Origin of the sequence: Sphingobacterium athyrii, from assembly GCF_003071065.1 — a bacterium.
Taxonomy (GTDB): domain Bacteria; phylum Bacteroidota; class Bacteroidia; order Sphingobacteriales; family Sphingobacteriaceae; genus Sphingobacterium; species Sphingobacterium athyrii.
Map to the genome: position 1 here is coordinate 711,167 of NZ_QCXX01000004.1, position 21,907 is coordinate 733,073.

At 40.7% G+C, this 21,907-nt stretch carries 15 protein-coding genes; 11 read left to right on the forward strand and 4 right to left on the reverse strand.

All coding sequences use genetic code 11. From position 1 onward, the window contains the following. The first annotated feature begins 25 nt into the window (after positions 1 to 25). From DCO56_RS17340 to DCO56_RS17385, 8 genes are all read left to right on the forward strand, one after another. The gene (locus DCO56_RS17340; RefSeq protein WP_108634991.1) at positions 26 to 688 is read left to right on the forward strand and encodes a hypothetical protein; all 663 of its coding nucleotides are present in this window, start codon (positions 26 to 28) and stop codon (positions 686 to 688) included. 1,392 nt (positions 689 to 2,080) lie between these two features. Further along, complete coding sequence (locus DCO56_RS17350; protein ID WP_108634993.1) at positions 2,081 to 2,335, forward strand: type II toxin-antitoxin system Phd/YefM family antitoxin; 255 nt, start codon at positions 2,081 to 2,083, stop codon at positions 2,333 to 2,335. A gap of 1,633 nt (positions 2,336 to 3,968) precedes the next feature. After that, a complete protein-coding gene (locus DCO56_RS17355; protein WP_108634994.1) occupies positions 3,969 to 4,400 on the forward strand; it encodes a nuclear transport factor 2 family protein in 432 nt (143 codons plus the stop codon). 295 nt (positions 4,401 to 4,695) lie between these two features. Beyond that, the gene (locus DCO56_RS17360) at positions 4,696 to 5,760 is read left to right on the forward strand and encodes an IS110 family RNA-guided transposase (RefSeq protein ID WP_108634995.1); all 1,065 of its coding nucleotides are present in this window, start codon (positions 4,696 to 4,698) and stop codon (positions 5,758 to 5,760) included. A 392-nt stretch (positions 5,761 to 6,152) separates the two neighbouring features. After that, positions 6,153 to 9,671, forward strand: coding sequence for a SusC/RagA family TonB-linked outer membrane protein (locus DCO56_RS17370; protein ID WP_108634997.1), 3,519 nt, complete (start codon positions 6,153 to 6,155; stop codon positions 9,669 to 9,671). 116 nt (positions 9,672 to 9,787) lie between these two features. Further along, positions 9,788 to 11,161, forward strand: a complete 1,374-nt coding sequence (locus DCO56_RS17375; protein WP_245935863.1) for a RagB/SusD family nutrient uptake outer membrane protein — start codon at positions 9,788 to 9,790, stop codon at positions 11,159 to 11,161. A 455-nt stretch (positions 11,162 to 11,616) separates the two neighbouring features. After that, positions 11,617 to 11,937: a hypothetical protein gene (locus DCO56_RS17380; protein ID WP_219929411.1), complete on the forward strand. Its 321-nt coding sequence runs from the start codon at positions 11,617 to 11,619 to the stop codon at positions 11,935 to 11,937. Positions 11,938 to 12,089: 152 nt separating this feature from the next. Then, a complete protein-coding gene (locus tag DCO56_RS17385) occupies positions 12,090 to 13,079 on the forward strand; it encodes an energy transducer TonB (RefSeq protein WP_181390591.1) in 990 nt (329 codons plus the stop codon). Between the two features lie 66 nt (positions 13,080 to 13,145). Here DCO56_RS17385 and acs read toward each other — a convergent pair whose 3' ends face one another. Next, positions 13,146 to 15,062, reverse strand: coding sequence for an acetate--CoA ligase (gene acs, locus DCO56_RS17390; RefSeq protein WP_108634999.1), 1,917 nt, complete (start codon positions 15,060 to 15,062; stop codon positions 13,146 to 13,148). A 186-nt stretch (positions 15,063 to 15,248) separates the two neighbouring features. On the opposite strand from acs, the gene DCO56_RS17395 reads away from it, so the two are divergent. Then, the gene (locus tag DCO56_RS17395) at positions 15,249 to 16,115 is read left to right on the forward strand and encodes a UbiA prenyltransferase family protein (protein ID WP_108635000.1); all 867 of its coding nucleotides are present in this window, start codon (positions 15,249 to 15,251) and stop codon (positions 16,113 to 16,115) included. A gap of 43 nt (positions 16,116 to 16,158) precedes the next feature. On the opposite strand, the gene DCO56_RS17400 is transcribed toward DCO56_RS17395, so the two are convergent. From DCO56_RS17400 to rsmA, 3 genes are read right to left on the reverse strand one after another with little or no spacing between them, the layout of a single operon-like run. Next, positions 16,159 to 17,103 (reverse strand): NAD(P)-dependent oxidoreductase, encoded by a 945-nt coding sequence (locus DCO56_RS17400; RefSeq protein ID WP_108635001.1) that lies wholly within the window; start codon positions 17,101 to 17,103, stop codon positions 16,159 to 16,161. After that, positions 17,093 to 18,271 (reverse strand): FAD-dependent monooxygenase, encoded by a 1,179-nt coding sequence (locus DCO56_RS17405; protein WP_108635002.1) that lies wholly within the window; start codon positions 18,269 to 18,271, stop codon positions 17,093 to 17,095. Before DCO56_RS17405 ends, DCO56_RS17400 begins: the two co-directional genes overlap by 11 nt. Before the next feature lies 1 nt (position 18,272). Beyond that, positions 18,273 to 19,052 (reverse strand): 16S rRNA (adenine(1518)-N(6)/adenine(1519)-N(6))-dimethyltransferase RsmA, encoded by a 780-nt coding sequence (gene rsmA / locus DCO56_RS17410; RefSeq protein ID WP_104383896.1) that lies wholly within the window; start codon positions 19,050 to 19,052, stop codon positions 18,273 to 18,275. 174 nt (positions 19,053 to 19,226) lie between these two features. Between rsmA and pdxA the strand changes: the two genes are divergently transcribed. After that, positions 19,227 to 20,282: a 4-hydroxythreonine-4-phosphate dehydrogenase PdxA gene (gene pdxA / locus DCO56_RS17415; protein WP_108635003.1), complete on the forward strand. Its 1,056-nt coding sequence runs from the start codon at positions 19,227 to 19,229 to the stop codon at positions 20,280 to 20,282. A gap of 190 nt (positions 20,283 to 20,472) precedes the next feature. Further along, a complete protein-coding gene (locus DCO56_RS17420; protein WP_108635004.1) occupies positions 20,473 to 21,906 on the forward strand; it encodes a CCA tRNA nucleotidyltransferase in 1,434 nt (477 codons plus the stop codon). Position 21,907 lies beyond the last annotated feature (1 nt).

The window sequence follows — 21,907 nt, forward strand, 5'->3', positions numbered from 1 at the left end:
ATAAATTAACATTATTTTAAATTTTATGAAGTATATTGTAAGCATATTATTAACCCTATGCGTAACAAATCTAATCGCACAAGAAAAAGATAATAAAATAAAGTATTTGCCCTTTGAAGTGATTTATTTCGGAGGTGTCCAATTTAACAACGCAAGTAATCTAAACAAAATCTTAATGCAAGAGGGGGCAGGGAAATTACCTGGTTTTGGGTGGAATGCAGGTGCAGGCGTAGCGTACCGTATGAAACAAATGCTAATCGGAGGCAGTTTTAGTTTATCCACAAATAGTAAAAAAGATAATACGCTGAACACTGGGGACATTATCCTATACGTTGCGACCAATGCGGTGCACACCGGCAATCTAATATTAAGTCCACAGCTTGGGCTTGGTAGCCAATGGTCGACTTTTACAATTCAAAAACACAATCAGTCTGGCTCATTTGATGACTTCCTAACAACGCAATCAAATCAAACGAAAATGGAACATAACTCAGCGATTGTAGATTTCAATATTACACTGAAATCAATGAATAAAAACAGAACAATATTTTATCCCGAATGTAGAGTTGGCTATAAATCCTCCATAACAAAAAATGATTGGAAGCTTATAGGTACGAAAGCCACAGACGTACCTGCAGACCGATTAGGAAGTTTCTATGCACAACTTGCTTGGGGAATTGGTCGATAATAAAAAGAAAAAAGATAATTAATTTGCCGGGACGCAAACACTTCCTCTCTTGTTGTAAACCAGTAAGCAGCCTAAACAAACACGTAGCCGATCAAGGTAAACACTTGGCGCTGGGATGTAAATCCTTCGATCGTGGAAAAATTCCAATGGATAGAGCAAGTGAAAACGGAAAGGCTTCAAGTAAACAAGTTCATATTCGACAGAGACCGATCAGCAGAAGATGCAAACTACATATTCCACCAAATAGACACAGGTAGTGGCGAATGGTTCGCTTCGGCGAACGAAGTAAACCTTATATACTGTGGAAGAAACACAGTATTGTTCCATCGTTTCGCATACTCGGCTAATGCTATTAGTTTCTTGACTTAAGCAATTGCTTCCAAGGAAGAAGGATTCACATGGATAGCCAAAGTGTCCCGATAGACTGCATCAGGAAACTGTTATATATCTCAAGTAACACATGCGATAGTGGAAGAGAACCAATACAGCTGCTAAGCAACTGGATGAGCCTGACAAGTGAACACGTCGGCTCTGACCGTAATCCTGTAGTCCAACCAAAGGATTACGGTCAGGGATGAAGCGATAACGAAAAGTGCGGAAACAAATGCGCCCTGAGGTATAATTATAATTCAGCTTTTTGTTTAAATAAATGTTGCGCGGAATTTTTCTCATATTTTTGTGACAATTCAATCTAAAAAGAATTGTTATTTTCATTAATGCCTAGTTTTCTTCCAATATTTTGTTTTTGATCTCCTCGATGTGGTTTATCTTTCGTTTTATAATAAATATTACCTGCATGATCCCGCGGAAAAAATGGAAAAATATTATTATGAAAAATAAAATATTTTGGACGGTATTCTTGTCTTTTTTTCAGTACTTACTCATTACGGCGATCATATTCGCTGGTTTAAATTACTTTTTAAATGGTAGGATTCCTATCTTTATTATTGCTATCACCTCTTCGTTAATTGGCATATTGGGGGCATGGCTTCATTATCTCTTAACATCAGGCAATGTCAAAAAGCACTTCATACTAGTGCTGTCCTTAATTGCCGTCGAAGCATTTATATGTATAGCCTCCTTGTTCTATTTCCTAGATAATAATTCCTCTATATATCGCATCGCTTTACAATCTGTTCTTGCGAGTGTGTTTGTAGTTTACTGCGCATCTAGAGTGTTGCCTGAAAAATCAAGGTATTGATTAATAAAAAATAACTGTTGCCCTCAAACGAACTATTTTACACAGAAGCTTGATTATGCAAAAGGTAGTTTTATCCGCATGACGTAGAAGGCTGAAAAATAGAACTGACGTTATTGTTTCCATCAACGACTTGACTTTATTTGATTTGCCAATAATTTGTACGAATTTTTGTACAGATAAAAGTACTTGTTATGTTAATTGCCAGTGTATCAGATTTCAGAAAAGATATAAAACGCTATTTGGATAAGGTTTCCAAAAACTTTGAAACCTTGATTATTAATCGAGGTAAAGACTCGGGTATTGTTGTTATGTCGCTTGAAGAATATAATTCCTTGATGGCAACAGGCCATGAACTATCTTCCCGAACAAATGAACAGCGTCTTGATGCAGCGATTGAAAAGCTTAAAGCGGGAAAATCGTTTGAAAAGCAGTTGCTAGAGGAATAGTTATGAAGTATAGAGCCGTCCCTCCCAAGACTGGCTTTTAGGCATACCCTTAGCTCTTCAATACCTACAGCGGAGAGTTGATTACCAACTCACACTGCATTCCTGCAAGATGCCCATTACATTTTGAGGTATACCAACATGGCCATGTTTTCTATTCAACTACTTAGCAAGGGACGCTGTAGGACTAAGACATAGCATAATAATAAAAGGAAATATAGTCTAAAGCCAAATGTATATTCAGATATAAACATGGGATACGAAATAACTGCGCAAGTATACAGCATTGAGTTAAAGTTATATTTTATGTGGCTAAAAGCGGTGAATAGGAGACTTAAATCACACAGCAAAAGGCTCATGCAAGGCGGTAGCAATGCTTTATCATAAGCTTTAGTGCCTCTTTGTAATTCAAAAATGCTGCAGCCATATCACAGGCTGTTACTGGGCTGAAGCAATCAACTTGGTATACATGGCACCAGCGCTAATGTATAGGTCATGAGCATAATATAGTAATAACGGGGCTCTGTTGTATAATTCAGCCAGATGAAGTGATATGACGATATTGTAAATTTTTATAATATTATGAGGAATAGGTACTCCTCAAGATTTTCTTGACCCGCCTTTGAACTGATGATTCATAAGGGCAGTCTTTTGGTGTATGGATGTTCTGTGAAAGCCTTTTATCGGAGTGCGTTGAGGGGCAGCGGTAAGTGCTTGTATAGCATTATAAAGGTGAAGGTATCATTCTCTAGTAGCGAACTGCATGACATCAGAAATTTACAATAAGCTTTCTGAGGGGATTTTTTGTCTATTTCCTGCCTGGTAGCGATTAGAAGCATTTTGTCGCATCGATTTTTCTTGAACCGACCGAATCATCTCATTCTCCGACTTCCTCATAGTGTTAGTCTAAATGTAATAAAATCGTAGGCTGCGTTGTCTTTCTCTTGAATCAGAAACCATCATGAGCTACAACCGCTTATAAATAGAGCATAATATCTCACTCATGATAGCTTCATTGCCAATAAAGATAAAATCGATGATTTTGCGAAATGGCTATTGGGAGATCACGAGAAGTAATTTAAAGTTTTCCACAGGATGTTAATAACCTTGTGGAAAACGTATAAGGCGTCTTATTGAAAAATAAGGTGTGACCGAGACCATATTAAACGTACAAAGTATCAGAGGCCAATTCCGGCCAAAACGATCAGCATACTATGTAATGAATTTGTCTGTACACCGATCCTAGTTGGATTTACGATCGTATACTTCCATATCATTCACCTTATTATGCGCGTTTGAGTTGGCAACAGCGGCTCGAAATCGCACTATATTTAAATAGTGTGGCCTATAATTTTCATATTTACCGTCCCAATCGCCCCTTTCACCGACTTTTTCCGAATGTTAGTCTAAATGTAATAAAATCGCAGGCTGCGTTGTCTTACTTTTGAATCAGAAACCATCATGAGTTATATCAGATTACAAATAAAATATTGGATCTCTTGCTCATGATAGCTTCATTGCCGATAAGGAAAAAATTAAAGAATGAAACTTAAAGGAAATGTTGCAACATAATCAACATTCCTGCGACTACTAGAAAAGAGACAATAAAAACTAACACTATAAAGTAGAAAAAATTATGAAAACTTTAATAAAAACATTCGCAGCAGCAGCTTTGATCGCCGTATCAACATGTACAATGGCAGCGGGTAATCCTGGAAAGGTATTGAACCTATCTACAGCGGACCTGGCCATTGATAGCTATGTATCTGTGATGACAGAAGGGATGTCTGGTGGTGTAGAACAATTATTTGCTGCCGATTTCAGCCAAAAGATTCAAGGTGAAAATGCGCGTACAAATAAACGCTCAGAAGTGATTTCCTTTTTGAAAAAACAAAAGGGTGAAAAGTTAAACTGTAGTACCAAAACGGAGATTCTTGAAGAATCCGAAAATTATATGGTGGCACGCATTACAATGAAATTCGAAACATTTACAAAAACCGACCTCGTGACCTTGATGAATGAATCCGGAAGCTGGAAGATCGCGAGCTCGGTTAACTCATATAAATAGAAACTGTTTAATTAAATTCATATGTTTATTTTAAGCCACGTCGTGATGATGTGGCTTTTATTTTTACTGAGAAATTAGAAAAGGTCATTATATTGTTGTTATACAAAATGTATTGGCTGTTCGTGTGAGACGAGATGTGGCTAGGTAAACAGATCGTTATACCGTAAAAAAGGAATTGTCCACACGATTTTATTCTCAGGAGTCTGAACAGTACTTAAGGCCGCTATTTCGAGCCTGGATAAAACAAAAGGATAGACGAAGGAGGATTAAGTCGATACGATTTAAATTCTTGACTATGGCTATTAGTAAACAATGCATTGGGATAGATATCTCAAAAGCGACATTCACAGCATGTCTGTGTCAGTGTTCAGATGATGGAGAATTAGTGTTCTCCAAGACAGTGGATTTCAGTAATGATAGCAAAGGGTTCAACCAGTTTCTGCGTTGGGCCAAAGGAGTCATTGCGAAAGATGCAGCACTTGTTTTTTTGATGGAGGCTACCGGTGTGTATTATGAGAACCTTGCCCACCATCTGCATAAGATTAAGAAAAGGGTTCATGTTGTTCTTCCCAATACGTCAAAGCACTATTTTTCGAGCCTCAATATCAAGACCAAAACGGATGCTGTTGATGCACGGATCCTGAGTCAATTCGGTGTAGAAAGGATCCATAAAGCATGGAGTCCTCCTCCACCAGTCTTATTGCAGCTGAGAAATCTGACCAGATACCATGTCCAGCTACAGGAGCAGAAAACGGCATTAGGTAACATCAAACATAGTAAGGACTGTTCGCATGCTATCCAGATCTTTATACTAAAAAGCAATAAAAAACTTATTTCTGAGATAGATAAGGAGATTGGCAGATGCATCGGGGAAATCAACAGGCTGGTAAAGTCAGACCTGGGGCTCCATAAAAAAATAGAGAAGCTTGCAACAATAAAGGGGATTGGAATGATCACCATGGTTACCATTCTTGCCGAAACAATGGGGTTTGAACAGTTCGGTAGCGCCAAACAACTTGTCAGCTATGCTGGATACGATGTTGTTCAGCGGGAATCTGGGACATCTGTAAAAGGAAAAACCAGGATCTCGAAAAAGGGGAACAGGTATATCAGGAATGCGCTGTATTTTCCGGCTATGGTAGCTTGTAGGCATAATTCTGTGCTAAAGGAAGCTTACACGAGAATCATCCAGAAAAAGCCGTCAAAAATGGTCGGACAGGTTGCCGTACAGAGAAAATTATTAATCTTAATGTATACACTTTGGAAAAATGATACCGTGTTTATAGAAAATTATAAAGTAAGTAGTCCCGATCCGAAAACCGAGACTACACTAGATAGTTCAGAAGCTGAACTTCTTTAGAATACAAAAATACTTTTTTGTCTAAATATTTGGAATTTAAAACAGTACCTTTTTTTAGGACTTTCGTGTCAAGATTGCTCGGGCAGATTTTTAATATAATTATAAGCAAATATATTTTATATCAATACTTGTTAAATGTATTGATGTTCAGCAGTTTGTGTTGTTTTTTTATTGCGGGTACAAAATGCGTTAATGATGTTTTTCAAAATAAATATCAATAACTGATAACAAATTAGATTTAAGGACGTTTTATTATCTATAAGTATATGTAACAAAGTTGATATAAATAGGCTTGTGGGAAAGGTGTGATGTTCAGCCTTTTGTTGTATGTATTTCATTTTCGCTTGGAACGTAATTATTTCAATTAGATTCTTATTATAAATATTTAACGTATGATGCATCCCCTAAACCACACTCTTCTGTTAGCCTGCGGTTTTATTCTTTTCTGCCACCCAGGGCAGGCTCACACGATCGAAATCAAGTACCGTGCTAATATAGCTTCTTTTGCTAAACCGCCTTCTTTTCTTGCGCTTGATACTATCGGGATTAGTGGTAAAGTCACGGATTCATTGGGAACAGCACTCTCGGGAGTGGTCGTCACCGAAAAGAAAACGGGTAATAGCGGTCTGTCAGATGAAAAAGGAGCGTTCAGACTTTCAGCGGATCCCAATGGTGTATTAGTTTTTATAAAAACTGGATTTGCTATTAAAGAAGTCTTTGTAAACAATCAAAAACTGATAGAAGTTGCCTTGTCAGCCGGTACGACGAAGGCTGTAACCGATTCGACAGCTCAAAATAAAGATTCTACTGCTACTGTTGCCGCTGGTCGGGATAGTATTACAAATGTCTCCGCTGGCCAGGATAGCACGACAAAAATAGTTGGCAATCAGGATAGTACGACAAGAGTTACAGTTAGCCCGAATAGCGCTGGCGGGGTGTCCGCAGGAAAAACATCAGTGACCGGGACTGTCACGGGACCTAAGGGGCCCCTGCCGGGAGTTACCGTAGCGGTAGTCGGTACAAATGTGTCTGCAAGTACGGATGAAGCTGGTAAATTTCAGATTGCTGCAGGTCCAAAGAATCAACTCAGATTCTCTTCACTTGGTTTTGAAGCGATCACTCAACTCGTTGGAGATCGAAAGGATATACAGGTGGTACTTAGTGGCGAAACTAAGGTGCTTGATTCTGTGCAGGTTGTAGCGGTTGGGTATGGTACGATGGACCGCGCTACGTTACCGAGTGCGGTATCGAGTATTGGTGCCAATGAAATCGAAGACGAGGTATTGCCAAGTATTACCCAGGCAATACAAGGTAAGGCAGGGGGAGTTCAGGTGACACAGAAGTCCGGTTCGCCGGGCGGCGGGATCAGTATTCGGGTAAGAGGTACAACATCGATAAATGCCAGTTCGGACCCACTATACGTTGTCGATGGCATTCCGGTCAACAGCACCACCAATTTTACAGGAGGGTCTACCTTTGATTTTGGAGGTGGTACCCAAGGGATCAATGTGCTATCCTCGATCAACCCTTCGGACGTGCAATCGATCGAAATATTAAAAGATGCGGCATCCTCATCAATCTATGGTTCGAGAGCCGCAAACGGTGTAGTGCTAATTAGTACAAAAAAAGGGGTGGCTGGACAAAGTGAGTTCAACTTTAATATGTACGAAGGATTCTCACAGGTACCTAAGGAACGGTATTACGATTTCATGAATACCGAGCAGTATCAGGATTATATGAAAGATTATTACAAAATCTTACAGCAACAGGATCCTAAAGCAGTCATTCCCGAGCAGATATTTGCCAATCCTAATGTCAATACGAACTGGCAGGATGCCATATTCAGAAATGCAGCAACCAGGAGTTATGAACTTTCATCAAGAGGTGGGAGTGAGAAGACTCAATATTATACTTCTGTCGGCTACATGAAACAGGGCGGTGTACTGTTGGGATCCGACTTCAATCGCATAGGCGGTCGTATAAATCTAGACCACCAGCACAATGAGAAATTGAGATTTTCTACGGCTATCAATCTAACTAGGGCTGTCAACCACCGTGTGCAGGAAGAAAATTCAAAAGAAGGTGCCACCAAAAGTGGTATATTTTCTCCGCCAAACTTAGCGGTGTATGACCCAGCTGGAAACTTTGTCTATGACCAGGTTAGAGCGACACGTGAAAATCCCGTCGCTATGCTAACGCTTCCAACCAATGAAGCGCAGACTTTTCGGGTACTGGCAAATGCCAGCGCGGAATACAATATTGTTCCCGAGCTCTTACTGAAGACAAGCTTTGGTACTGATATCAGCTTTATTGATGAGACCTTCTTTATGCCTCCTGTTGGACTTCGTTCCTATGCTAGCCAAGGCGGTATCGGCGCTCGCCGGAATACCCGCGACCAGCTTTGGATAAATGAGACAACCTTGACCTATGATAAGAAATTCGGTGACCATAGCATCAATGCTTTGGCGGGATTTTCAGTTCAGGAATCCAGACTTGACTTTGTACATGGACAACGTTCAAATTTCCCGAATAATGATATTCCTTATATCACTGCCGGAGGTGTTATTACCGGTGCAAATTCTTATCCCGAAGAATGGGCGATCGCCTCTGGATTTGCCCGCGCAACATATATTTATAAAGATAAATACATCCTTAATGCAAACGTGCGGTCGGATGGCTCTTCACGCTTTGGAGCTGACAATCGGTGGGCAGTATTTCCATCATTTGCAGGAGCATGGCGACTTACAGAGGAAGATTTCCTAAAGGATTCTAAGGTGATCAATGATTTAAAACTTCGTGCGAGCTGGGGGATTACTGGGAATCAGAACATCGGCAACTATGCTAGTCGTTCACTATATTCTAGTGGCTACAACTACATGGGACTCGCAGGCTTTGTGCCGAATGTGTTGGGCGATCGTAATTTAAAATGGGAAACCACCAATCAATGGAATGTTGGTGTTGATGCCGGGTTCCTGGGAAATAGAATTTCAATATTGGCAGATTACTATTATAAGAAAACAACGGACTTGTTAATCGGACTGCCTATCCTGACCAGCTCAGGTTATCTCAACCGATTTACAAACTCTGGTGATATAGAAAATAAAGGTTTCGAATTTGAACTAACGTCCAAGAATTTGGTAGGTGAATTCAAGTGGACAACTTCGCTGAACATGACTTTTAATAGAAATAAAGTAGTTGCTTTACCTGAGGGATTGACAGAAATGCGTGGTGGGGTAGGTGATCTGAACCGTGCCATAGTGGGACAGCCCCTTGGCGTATTCTATGGCTGGCAAGCGACAGGTGTCAATCCACAGACTGGGATGATCGATTACCTAGGTGCGGATGGCTCTGCCGTAACACCGACAGATTACAAAGATCAAAGGATGATCGGCGATCCTAACCCATCGTTCTTTGGTGGTATTACCAATAATTTTGCTTATAAGAATTTTGATCTAAGTATTCAGGGGCAATTCACATATGGGAATGACATCTTCAATTACAATCTGGCATCGGGACTGGAAGGATTCAACCCAAGTTCCAATCAGTTTGTTGACTTTGTCGATAGATGGAGAGCACCCGGCGATATTACCGACGTTCCGAGGCCGGCACCCGGCGACCTGAGCAACGGGGCCATATCATCAAGATTTGTCGAAGATGGCTCATTCTTTAGAATTAGAAATATCACGTTTGGTTATACATTGCCGTCCAGCATCGCAGAGAAAATTAAAATGAAAAAGCTCCGCTGGTACGCTACGGTACAGAATGCTTTTGTGTTCACAAATTATCGAGGTTATGATCCAGAGGTCAGCTCAAGCCACGGTGGTGCCAATACAGGACTGATTTATGGATATGACTACGGTAGTTATCCGCAACCGAGGATATTCACTACTGGTGTTAACGTAACTTTCTAAACTGCGTGAGTAAGGAAGATGAAGTTTGCCTTTTAGAGACAAGAGGAATAAATAGGATGAATAGGGCGAACTCATTTAAACAATTTAAAACATACACTCGTAAATAATTTGTACGGATGAAAAGAAATAAAATACTATTAATTTTTTTGGCGACCATGATCGCGTCTTTTGCAATATCATGTTCTAAATTCTTGGATCGCGACCCGCTTGGGCAGATTACCCAAGATAAATTTTTCAATTCCGAAACCAATGCCAATGCCGCTGTTTTGGGAATGTATCGGACGATGATGAATTCATTTTCTTTTGGTCAGTCCATCATCGTTGTTCCGGAATTTTCTGCAGTCCATGTTCGGCATTCTTCCAGTTTCCCGGAATACCAAAATTTCTCCGAACATAAAATACAAGCGATCAATCCTTGGATTGCCAATATGTGGCAAGCTGTATATTCCACGATCAACGCGGCCAACCAAGTGATTGAGGAAGTCCCAAAAATGACCGAGACCATGATTACTGAAGACAAGAAAAAGATGTTTGTTGGTGAAGCTAAATTTATTCGGGCGTTGCACTATTTTTTTCTGGTACGTGCCTTTAATAAGGTCCCACTAAAGCTGACGTATACCAAGGAAGGGGATAATATTGATATTGTCGAATCCGACAAAGCAGCACTTTACACACAGATTGTTAAGGATCTGACGGATGCTATTGCTGCGCTTCCCGAAGAAAATCCAAATACTGGTGATGCTATCAAGGGACGGGCTTCGCATTGGGCGGCGAAAGCGCTGTTGGCAAAGGTCTATCTGTATCAAGCTTCCATTACGAATGATTATAAAAAAGCAGCGGATATGGCGAATGAAGTTCTGACAGCAGGTGGCTTTGGCTTAGTGGCGGATTTCAGTACAATTTGGACGACACAAAATACGAACGAAGCTATTTTCGAAATTCAATTTGATGATCAAGCAACCAATCCACTCGCAGCTGTAGCCAATGACAATCCTAGCGTATTATTTTTTGCTAAAGACTCCGCAATCCTCGACTTATATACCGAGCAAGACAAACGAAAGGATTTTACTGTCAAAAAAGGTAGCAATAATAATTATTTCATGGGTAAGTTTCCGAATTTCTCGCCAGCCAGTCAAAATGTAACTGTTATCCGACTTGCAGAGATTTACTTGATCCACGCTGAGGCTAAAGCGCGTGTTGATAATAGTGTGAGCACAGCAGCTTACAACTCGCTAAAAGCGGTACAGACGCGCGCTGGTGTCGCCGTTCCGATCGATACGTATGCTAATCTGGAGGCCTTCGTTACTGCCGTGCAAGAAGAAAAAGAAAAAGAGCTTATGTTTGAAGGCGAGACCTGGTTTGACTTTAGCCGTACGAAATTAGCCCTTAAAAAATATGAAAGTCTGAAAGACGAGAAATTCCTGCTGTATCCTATTCCTTCTGCTCAGATCAGTTTAGGAACCGGCCTGACACAAAATCCAGGATATTGATAGAAAGTGTACTCGGTACTCCCGATACTGTTTATTTTAAGCCACGTCGAGATGATGTGGCTTTTTGTTGTATCTTTGTAGAGAGATCTGTTTAACTAAAGTGTAAATTATATGTACATTCACAAGGAACATACCTCACGATCTTTTAGTGAATCTGAAATTGCTTTATTGAGAGCAGGACTTAGTCGCACATATAAAGAACGATTTGAAATGACTACACGTCTTTACAAGATTCAACAAACACTCAAGAAAGCAAAAATTACTCATAAACCTTATAACCATAGATAAAATATGGATATTTTTGATAACGAGATCTTAGAGTTTTGGAAAAATCTAGAAATTTCAAATGTAGCATACATTATGATTGGAGGATACGCAACTAATTTGCATGGCTTTCAGAGATTTACTGGTGATTAGATCTTTGGATAAAAGATTCTTTAGATAATAGAAGACGGTTGCGGAAAGCATTCAAGTTATCGGATCTTGGAGATATTCCCCAACTGGAAACAATCTCTTTTGTTGCAGGATGGACTGATTTCCATTTAAATAATGGTCTTCGCTTGGACATATTGACAGATATGAAGGGACTCGAAGGTTTTTCGTTTGATGAATGTCTCGAATTGGCTTCCATAGCAGAAATTGAAGATGTGAAAATCCCCTTTTTACATATTAATCAGCTCATAGCTAATAAAAAAGCAGTAAATAGACCCAAAGATCGAATTGATGTACAGGCATTGGAGGAAATTATAAGGCTTCGAGATGAAGAAGGACTGTAAGGTATTGACTTATCAACACTGTTATTAACATTATGTGGAAAACTCAACCGCTTTAATTGCAGCGCTGTTGATTGAACCTAATAATTATTTAACTTGGTAATTTCTAATTTTGGCTAACGATTTGTTAAATTACGCCGATATTAATAATGATAATGAAGTATTATTTACATTTTACGGCGAAATTTGTTTGTTTTCTACTGCTCAATTTTTACTGCTCAAGCCTTTCAGCACAAGTTACCTTTACATCCTATCATAAGAAAGATGGAACTGAAATAAAACAGCGGGACTCAGCCTATTTTTTGAGAATGATTCATGTTGAAACTAAAAATAAGGATAAGGCTTATCGTATTGAAGAATTTTATCTTCACAACGACTCTGTTAAACTTAATGGCATTAGTAAGAATGCTCTTCCTCCTTATAAATTCGAAGGACGCAAATACGAGTTCCATGAGAATGGAATATTAAAGAGCTTAGAGAATTTTAACGATGGGAATCTTATTGACTCAGCATTTTATTTGTACCCCAATAATAAACTGGAAATGATTACTTTCTATCCAAGTAACCTCGATAAAAAAGGTAAACTGCAAATAGGAAAGCCCATTTATGTCGTGTACTATGATTCTCTTCATAACAAAACATTAGAAAATGGGAATGGTTTTATTCGATTAAATTATGGTTGGAGTAATGAGGAAGGTGAAATGAAGAACAACCTGCGGGAGGGCGAATGGAAAGGATACATGGGAAAGGATAGGTTTATAGAAACGTATACTGATGGTAAACTAGTATCAGGGACCAAAACAAAGGCTAATGGTGAAGTTATTCAGTATGATTCCACCAACTTTATGAGTTATCCCGACTATCCCGGTGGTATTTCAAGATTGATGGGCTTTATTGCAAGCCACTATAATTACACGCGTGAGGCTATTAGTAATAATGTTCATGGCATTGTAGCAATTGAATTTACTATAGACAAAGAGGGGAATCCAAAAGATATGGTAGTCAAAAAAGATTTAGGTTTTGGGACAGGTGAAGAGGGAATCCGTGTTCTAAAAAAAGCTGGTAAATGGAAACCGGGGATACAACGCGGTGAGAAGGTCAACGTGAAATATACAATTCCAATACGCCTAAACCTTTCGAGATAGAATAATGGTAAATAAGATAAGAAAGCCTCCACATGGGAGGCTTTCTTTGTTAAAGATTGTTGCCAATTATTTTTTTAGGCCTTCGGCACCTTGTATGATTCCTTCGACCACAGTTGGATCCTGTAATGTCGATGTGTCACCTAGATTGCTGATATCGCCTTCGGCAATCTTGCGTAGAATACGGCGCATAATTTTTCCTGAACGTGTCTTTGGTAGGTCATTGACAAACTGGATAATATCTGGCTTGGCAATAGGGCCAATAATACGTGATACAGTCTCCATAATGTCTTTTCTGGTCGCTTCTGCATCTGTATGGTGATTGGCGATAACATAAGCGTAGATGCCCTGACCTTTGACTGGATGTGGATAGCCGACAATAGCGGATTCCACAACATCAGCATGCATGTTAATGGCATTTTCTACCTCCGCAGTACCGATACGGTGACCGGATACATTCAATACATCGTCCACACGGCCCGTGATTTTGTAATATCCTTCTGGGCTACGGTAACAACCATCGCCTGTAAAGTACATGTCTTTATAAGTGGAGAAGTACGTTTGTCTACAACGATCATGATCTCCCCAAGTCGTCCGTAACATACCCGGCCAAGGGAATTTGATACATAGATTTCCCGTGACATCATTGCCTTCGATTTCTTTTCCATTCTCGTCCATCAACGCGGGTTGTATACCCGGCATTGGGAACATCGCGTAACTTGCTTTTTCTGGTGTCACACCAGCCAATGAGGTTATCAGGTGACCTCCATTCTCCGTTTGCCAATAGGTATCTACGACAGGGCAGTTTTTCTTGCCTACTTTCTCGTTAAACCAGTTCCAGGCTTCTTCGTTGATAGGTTCACCCACTGATCCAAGCACGCGTAGGGATGAAAGATCATTTTTATCTACAAATTCATCGCCAAAAGCCATTAACGAACGCAATGCTGTAGGAGAGGTATAAATGATATTGACTTTAAATTTATCAACGATATCCCAGTAACGACTGGCGTCCGGAAATGTTGGGATACCTTCAAACATCAATGAAGTAGCACCTTGTGACAACGGTCCATAGACAATATAACTATGGCCGGTGATCCATCCGATGTCAGCTGTACAGAAAAATACATCGTTGGGCTGATATTGGAAAGTATTCATAAAGGTGTATCCCGTGTAGACCATATAGCCACCGCAGGTATGTACGACACCTTTTGGTTTACCTGTTGATCCTGAAGTATAAAGAATAAATAAAGTATCCTCGGCATCCATTTCTTCTGCAGGGCAGGCTGGATTTCCTTGGGTCTCCACTTTCTTGATCTCGTCTTCCCACCACACATCACGTCCCTTGATCATGGATACTGGCGTACGTGTACGTGTTAATACAATGACTTTCTCTACAGTATCACATTGCATTAACGCATCATCAACAATATTTTTAAGGCCAATGGTTTTATTACCACGGTAACTGCCATCCGAAGTCACGATCAATTTGCATTCCGCATCCACGATACGATCCGCAATCGAACGCGCGGAGAAACCGCCAAAGACAACTGAATGGATAGCACCGATACGTGCACAGGCCAATACAGCAATAACCAATTCCGGAACCATCGGCAAGTAAATACAGACCCGGTCGCCCTTTTTGATGTTGTTGTTTTTTAATACGTTGGCAAATTGCTCGACTTTCTGTAACAATTGTTTATAGGAAAGGATGCGGTGTGCTTCATTCGGGTCATTTGGTTCCCAAATAATCGCTGGTTTATCGCCATTCGCATAAATATGACGGTCCAGGCAGTTTTCTGTAATATTTAATTTTGCACCTTCAAACCATTTGATATTAGGTTCCTCAAAGTTCCAGTTCAGCACTTTGTTCCATTTTCTCTTCCAGAAAAAATGATCCGCTATGCTCGCCCAAAACTCCTCTGGTTGTTCTACACTTCGCTTATATTCACTTTGATATTCTTCAAATGATTTTATTTGTAGGCTCATCGTTATTAGGATTATTATGAATTATTTTAATTTATATTGTTATCGTTGCGAAATCGTTTTTGATCGTTCAATTTCGGTGTACAATTTAGCGGTTTTTGCCCATTTTATCAACAATTTGATGTTTAATATAATGTTAAACTACTTTTCTCTATCAAGATTGTTATATTGCAGCAAGATTAAACAAGCATGTTGTTTCTAAGAAAGATATTCTATATCAGCATTTATACGAATATTTTAATTGCATTTGCCGCCATGGCGCAATGCGCACTGACCTATATCATATTTGAACGACCAATCAATTGGTCTATTGTTTTGGTCGAGGGGACAGCAACATTATTACTCTATAATTTTAGCCTATGGTGGTCTAAGCCTAAGAATCCAAAAGAGTCCAAATTCCCCCGTACACGTTGGATATTTAACCATGAATGGGTGATGTGGTTAAATAATGTCATCGCATTGGCTGTTCTTGGTTACTGTTTGTTCCATATTCACCGCTATTCATTTCTGTTTTTGGGCTTTATCGGAATCTTGAGCTTATTGTACGGAATGCCGTTGTTTACGTTCCATGACCGAAAAGTAGGGCTGAGACAGATACCCGGGGCTAAGATCTTCCATATTGCCCTGGTTTGGGTCTGTAGTAGTGTGGTACTTCCCTATGTTGAACTGCTCAATATCGGTGACAGGATAGACCATTGGGTGCTCGTTGCGCTTTGTGTGTTGAAATTTATATTCTTGATTATTTGTACACTACCTTTTGATATCCGTGACATTCAGCAGGATTCTTACTATCATCTGCGTACGCTGCCCAATATGTTGGGGGAGCAGAAAGCGAAAAGACTTACCTATACTTTATTGATATTACATAGCTTTTTAATCCTTGTTGCACCCTATCTGTTATGGATCAAGTTGGGACTGATCCTAACTAATATACTGATATATGCACTCCTAAAGCTAGCCGTCTTCAAAACGAAAGATCACTACCATTATGCCTATTTATTGGATGGGAGCCTTGTACTCCAATTTTTGATCGTGGCGTTGTTTAGCATTTGGTAGGTAGTCGAACAACTTTCATAACCCGATAATGGATTAAACTTTTTTAATGCGTTTCCTGAAGCTTTAAAAATGCAATAATCTTATCTGCGGCAACTGCTGATAACTTATAATAGCTTTCAAATGTCCAGCCCGCTACGTGTGGGGATAGTATAACATTTTCTCGGCGAATGAGTTCCTGGTACCAGGTCTGTTCAGCAAGTTTGGGGAATTTTTCGACGGGAAGTACATCAAAGGCTGCACCGAGAATATTGCCGCTATCAAGACCAGCTAATACAGCGGGTACTTGTACAATGCCACCTCGGGCACCAAGCAGGAAGAAGATTGGTTTCTTAAATTTGGAGAGATAAACTCTGTCAATCATTCCTTTTGTTTCGGTCGTCAGGGGGATATGGAAGCTAATAACATCCGCTTGCGAATAGATATCTTCCATAGTGGATTCTTCTGCGTACTGGTCCGTATAGTTGGTCCGATATTTATCGTAAGCAAGCACGTTCACCTCAAAGCCAGAGAGCTTTTTAGCCATCGCCATACCATTGTGTCCATAACCGACCAAACCAACGGTACGCCCTTTAAGTTCGTATCCACGGTTGGCCTCACGCAACCAATTGCCGGCCCGGACTTGTTGATCGCTGCGGTTGAGGTTGTTCATCAGGCTTAACAACATGCCGATCATGTGTTCGCCCACCGCATCCCGGTTACCTTCGTTGGCGGGAATTAATGTAATCTGTCGCTGTGTGGCAATTTCATCATCGATATTATCCATTCCAGCGCCTGCCCGGGCGATGAAACGCAAGTTAGGAGCCAGGTCAAAGAAAGCTTTGTCGACCTGAAATTTAGAGCGGATGACCATGCCTGAATAGTTCGCAATGATTTTTTCAGCTTCTTGGCGGTCAATGTCAGGTTGGTAGTCATAGGGAATCCCTGCCTGTTCAAATTTCTCCAACATAATTTCGTGGATATCGTCGACAATCAAAATATTAGCTTTCATGATTACGGTTGATTTGCATAAAGTCTACTGACAGTAACTTGTTTAACTGTTGTTGCTTGAGTCTATTCGGCATGATTTTCATGATGAAATTGCGCATACCGATTAAAAATGGGTTCTCCCATTGAGCGATCTTCCCGATCTGCCAAGAGGTATTGCTGATATAATTAACACGGTCTAATCGTCGCGCTTCAAATCGGGTGAAGGCCTGCTGGACGGAGGCAGCTGTTTTCAGTTCATCCAATAGCACGGCAACATCTTCTATGGCTTGACAGGCACCTTGTCCTAAATTCGGCGTTGTGGCATGACCGGCATCTCCGAGTAAAAGGATATTGTCAAAAGCAAGCTGTTGTAAGGGAGCAATATCTATAATGTCATTCCAGATCAGTTCGGTTGCCTGCGTCTCTGATAGAATAGTTGGGATCGGGTCATGGTAATCCTTGAAATTATTTAGCAGATCCGACGGGGTCCAATTCTTTAAAGCAGGATTTTGTTGTGGGCTGTTGATACAAGCGTACCAATAAATGCGGTCGCCTACAAGCGGTGTCATGCCAAATCTACCCTTTGCCCCCCATGTTTCGGTGCTTTTTTTGAGCTGGATGCTACTGTTATCTATTGTTGCCCGCCAGCAGGTGTAGCCTGAATAACGGGGGGTGGATGTGGGGATCAGCTGCTGACGTAAAAGTGAATGTACGCCATCGGCAACTAATATTGCGTTACCTACTGCTTGGGTACCATCGGTAAAATGAACATGGACCTGCTCACCTAGTCGATCAAAAGACAGCGCACGCTTGCCAAGATGAACTTGACTGTCAGGAATCTTTGATAGAAGAAATCGATGTAGGTCCGCCCGATGTATGGCGAAATTGTCCTGTTTGTATTTTTTGCTGATTGATCGGGTATCCGGTTCGACCAAAATATTCCCTTTTTGATCCAGGACATTGTAGGATTCAAGATAATGTCCGATTTGGCTGATTTCTTCTTTTAGGCCCAGGTGATCTAATGCCTGCATGGCATTGGCAGCAAGGCCAAATCCTGCTCCTATACCTTTAAGTTCGGATACACTTTCATAAACATGGGCTTCAATACCCAGTTGCTGGAGGCCTATTGCTGCACATAATCCGGCGATTCCGCCACCGATAATGATAAAAGTGTTATCTGCCGGCTTCATATTAAAGGCAGTTTGCAATCTCGTTTGTCAAGCTGACGAAGTCATCTACGGTCAATCGTTCGGCCCGCAGCTCATACAGCGGATTGTCCGACATTTTATCTTTTGGGACGACGCCTGAAAGGGAATTGCGCAGGGTTTTGCGACGTTGATTGAATCCCGCTTTAACGACCCGCCAAAACAGCTTCTCGTCACAGGCTAATTGTTCACGATCATTTCGCGTCATGCGAATGACACCTGACAATACTTTTGGTGGTGGATTAAATGCGCCTGCCTTTACGGTAAAGAGATATTCTACTTTATAGTATGCCTGTAAGAATACACTAAGAATGCCATACTCTTTACTGCCCGCTTTCGCTGTACAGCGCTCAGCGACCTCTTTTTGAAACATACCTGTCATCTGAACAACACGTTGACGCTCGTCCAGAATTTTGAAGAGGATCTGTGAGGAAATATTATAGGGAAAATTGCCGATGACAGCCATTTTTTCACCGAAATATTGTGAAAAGTCAAGGTTTAGAAAATCGCCATGGATCAATCTTTTGCCCAATTGTGGGTATTTGTCATCCAGATAGGCGATCGATTCATCATCAACATCGATCAGATAGGTCTCATATTCTTCTTTCTGTAATAGAAAATCCGAAAGGACACCCATTCCCGGACCGACTTCGAGTACTTGGCTAAAACCCAATTTAGGATCCAATGCTTCTACAATACGTTGTGCGGCATTCTTATCGTTTAAGAAATGCTGTCCTAAATGTTTTTTTGCTCTAACTGTACTCATGATGCAAAATTAGAAATTTAAAAGCTTTATAAAGTAAAAAGTCAAAAGTAAAAATTCAAATGGACAGAAAGTTTTTAGGCCAGAGGCTTGTTCGCCCAAAATCTTAATACGCATATCTAACTACTCAATACTAAAAAAAAATCCCTATTTTTGAGTCAAAGCATTTAAAAAAGGATGAGTGATAAACTAAAAATCGGAATTACCGTAGGGGATATTAACGGCATTGGACTTGAAGTAATTATTAAGTCATTGGTAGATCAACGTATGTGCGATTTTTTTACGCCGATTGTTTATGGAAATACAAAAGTGGCCTCTTTTCACCGAAAAGCGATAGGAGTAAACGATTTTAGTTTTAACGTAATCAATGATGCTGAACAGGCCCATTCCAAACGGGCGAATATGATCAATTGCTGGCAGGAAGATGTTAAGATTTCCTTGGGTGAGGAAAATGAAATCGGCGGCAAATATGCTTTTTTGTCACTCGAGCGAGCGATAGATGATTTGAAAGCCGGTAAAATTGATGCATTGGTGACCGCACCGATCAACAAACATAATATTCAACAGGAAGGATTTCAATTTCCCGGGCATACCGAATATTTGCAGGCAAAAGTTGAAGCTGACGATGTACTGATGTTTATGGTCTGTGATGAGCTGCGCATTGGTGTGGTGACGGGACATATCCCATTACACGATGTGGCTACGAATATTACGGAAGAGGCAATTTTGAAAAAGCTCGTTCTGATGAACGAATCTTTAAAAAAGGATTTCTGGGTTGAGAAACCCAAAATAGCCGTTTTGGGACTTAACCCACATGCTGGCGATCACGGGATTATCGGGACGGAAGACGACCAGATTATTCGACCAACGGTTGAAAAAGCAAATGAACAGGGGATTTTCTGTTTTGGTCCTTATCCTGCAGATGGTTTCTTTGCAAAGGGCGCTTATGAGAAATTTGATGCCGTACTGGCCATGTACCACGATCAGGGGCTGATTCCTTTCAAACATATCGCCAAGGGGGGCGGTGTAAATTATACTGCTGGATTACCCATTGTGCGTACTTCGCCGGATCATGGTACAGGGTACGATATCGCAGGGAAAAACCTGGCTTCACCGAGCTCATTTGTCGAAGCAATTTTTACTGCGGTCCATATTGTGAAACGTCGCCGGGAACAAGCTGAATTATTGAAGAATCCATTGGCCTTCCGCAAATTGTCCAAAGACCGGGATTAGGCCTGTAATAGTTGCTGATTTTTTTTGATCTATAGCAGTTATGTGTCAAGTTAAGCAGATGACGAGAATCATATTGTCATTAAGGGGACTATAATGATCAAAATCTCAATTCTAATAGCTCAATACCTAATACTAAAAAAAAGTATTACTTTTGCAAACTGTTTGGTTTTTTAAACCCACTGTTCTAACTATGTGCGATAATTTACAACATCCAATATTTTCTATCATCAGGGAGCTCGCCGAGCAGACAAACACAACATGTTATGTCATCGGAGGTTATGTGCGCGACTATATTATGCAGCGCCCATTCAAAAATGATGTGGATATTGTTGTGGTGGGAAGTGGTATTGAATTTGCAACTTTACTCGGTGAGAAACTTCATGCTAAAGTTGCGGTCTATAAGAATTTTGGAACCGCGATGTTGGTTTTTGAGGGGCTTAACGTGGAATTTGTGGGGGCAAGGAAGGAATCCTACCGTGCAAATTCCAGAAAACCGATCGTAGAGGATGGGACCTTGAGCGATGATCAGAATCGTCGTGATTTTACCATCAATGCTATGGCATTTTCACTGAATAAGGCCGATTATGGAACCTTGGTGGATCCATTTGATGGTGTACAGGATCTCGAACACCGTGTTATCCGGACACCCCTCGATCCAATTGAAACATTCTCGGATGATCCATTACGTATGATGCGTGCGATCCGTTTCGCAACGCAACTAAATTTTAAGATCGATATTGAGGCTATTAAAGCGATAACGGAGACGAAGGAACGTATCAGGATCATTTCGAAAGAACGGATTATCGACGAAATCAATAAGATTATTCTTTCAGCTAAGCCTTCGGTGGGATTTAAATATCTTTTTGATACCGGCCTGTTGGAATTAATTTTCCCCGCCATGTACAACCTGCATGGTGTTGACATTATTGACGGAAAAGGACATAAGGACAATTTTTACCATACATTGGAGGTTTTGGATAATGTATGTGAACTGTCAGATGACCTCTGGTTACGTTGGGCTGCCATCATGCATGATATTGCCAAGCCGGCGACAAAACGTTTCGATAAGAAATTGGGCTGGACGTTTCATGGACATGAAGACCGTGGCGCACGGATGGTGCCGAAGCTTTTTGCCGAACTGAAATTGCCATTGAATGAAAAGATGAAATTTGTACAGAAACTTGTACAATTGCATCTTCGTCCGATAGTGCTGGCACAGGATATTGTCACCGACTCTGCCGTTCGACGTTTACTATTTGAGGCCGATGATGACATCGATGCCCTGATGATGTTGTGTCATGCGGACGTGACAACGAAGAATGAGTTTAAAAAGAAAAAGTACCGCCAGAATTTTGAACTTGTCAAGCAAAAGCTGAAGGACGTTGAAGAACGTGACAAGATTAGAAATTGGCAGCCACCCATCAGTGGCGAAGATATTATGACACTTTTTGGATTGACACCCGGACGTGTTGTCGGACAGTTGAAAAATCTGATCCGCGAAGCTATTTTGGAAGGTGATATCCCCAATTCCCGGATCGAAGCCTATCACTATTTAGTTCGTAAAGCTGGAGACATGGGCTTGGAGGTCAAGCAAGAAATCCCATTGGAAATTTCCAATTCTTAAA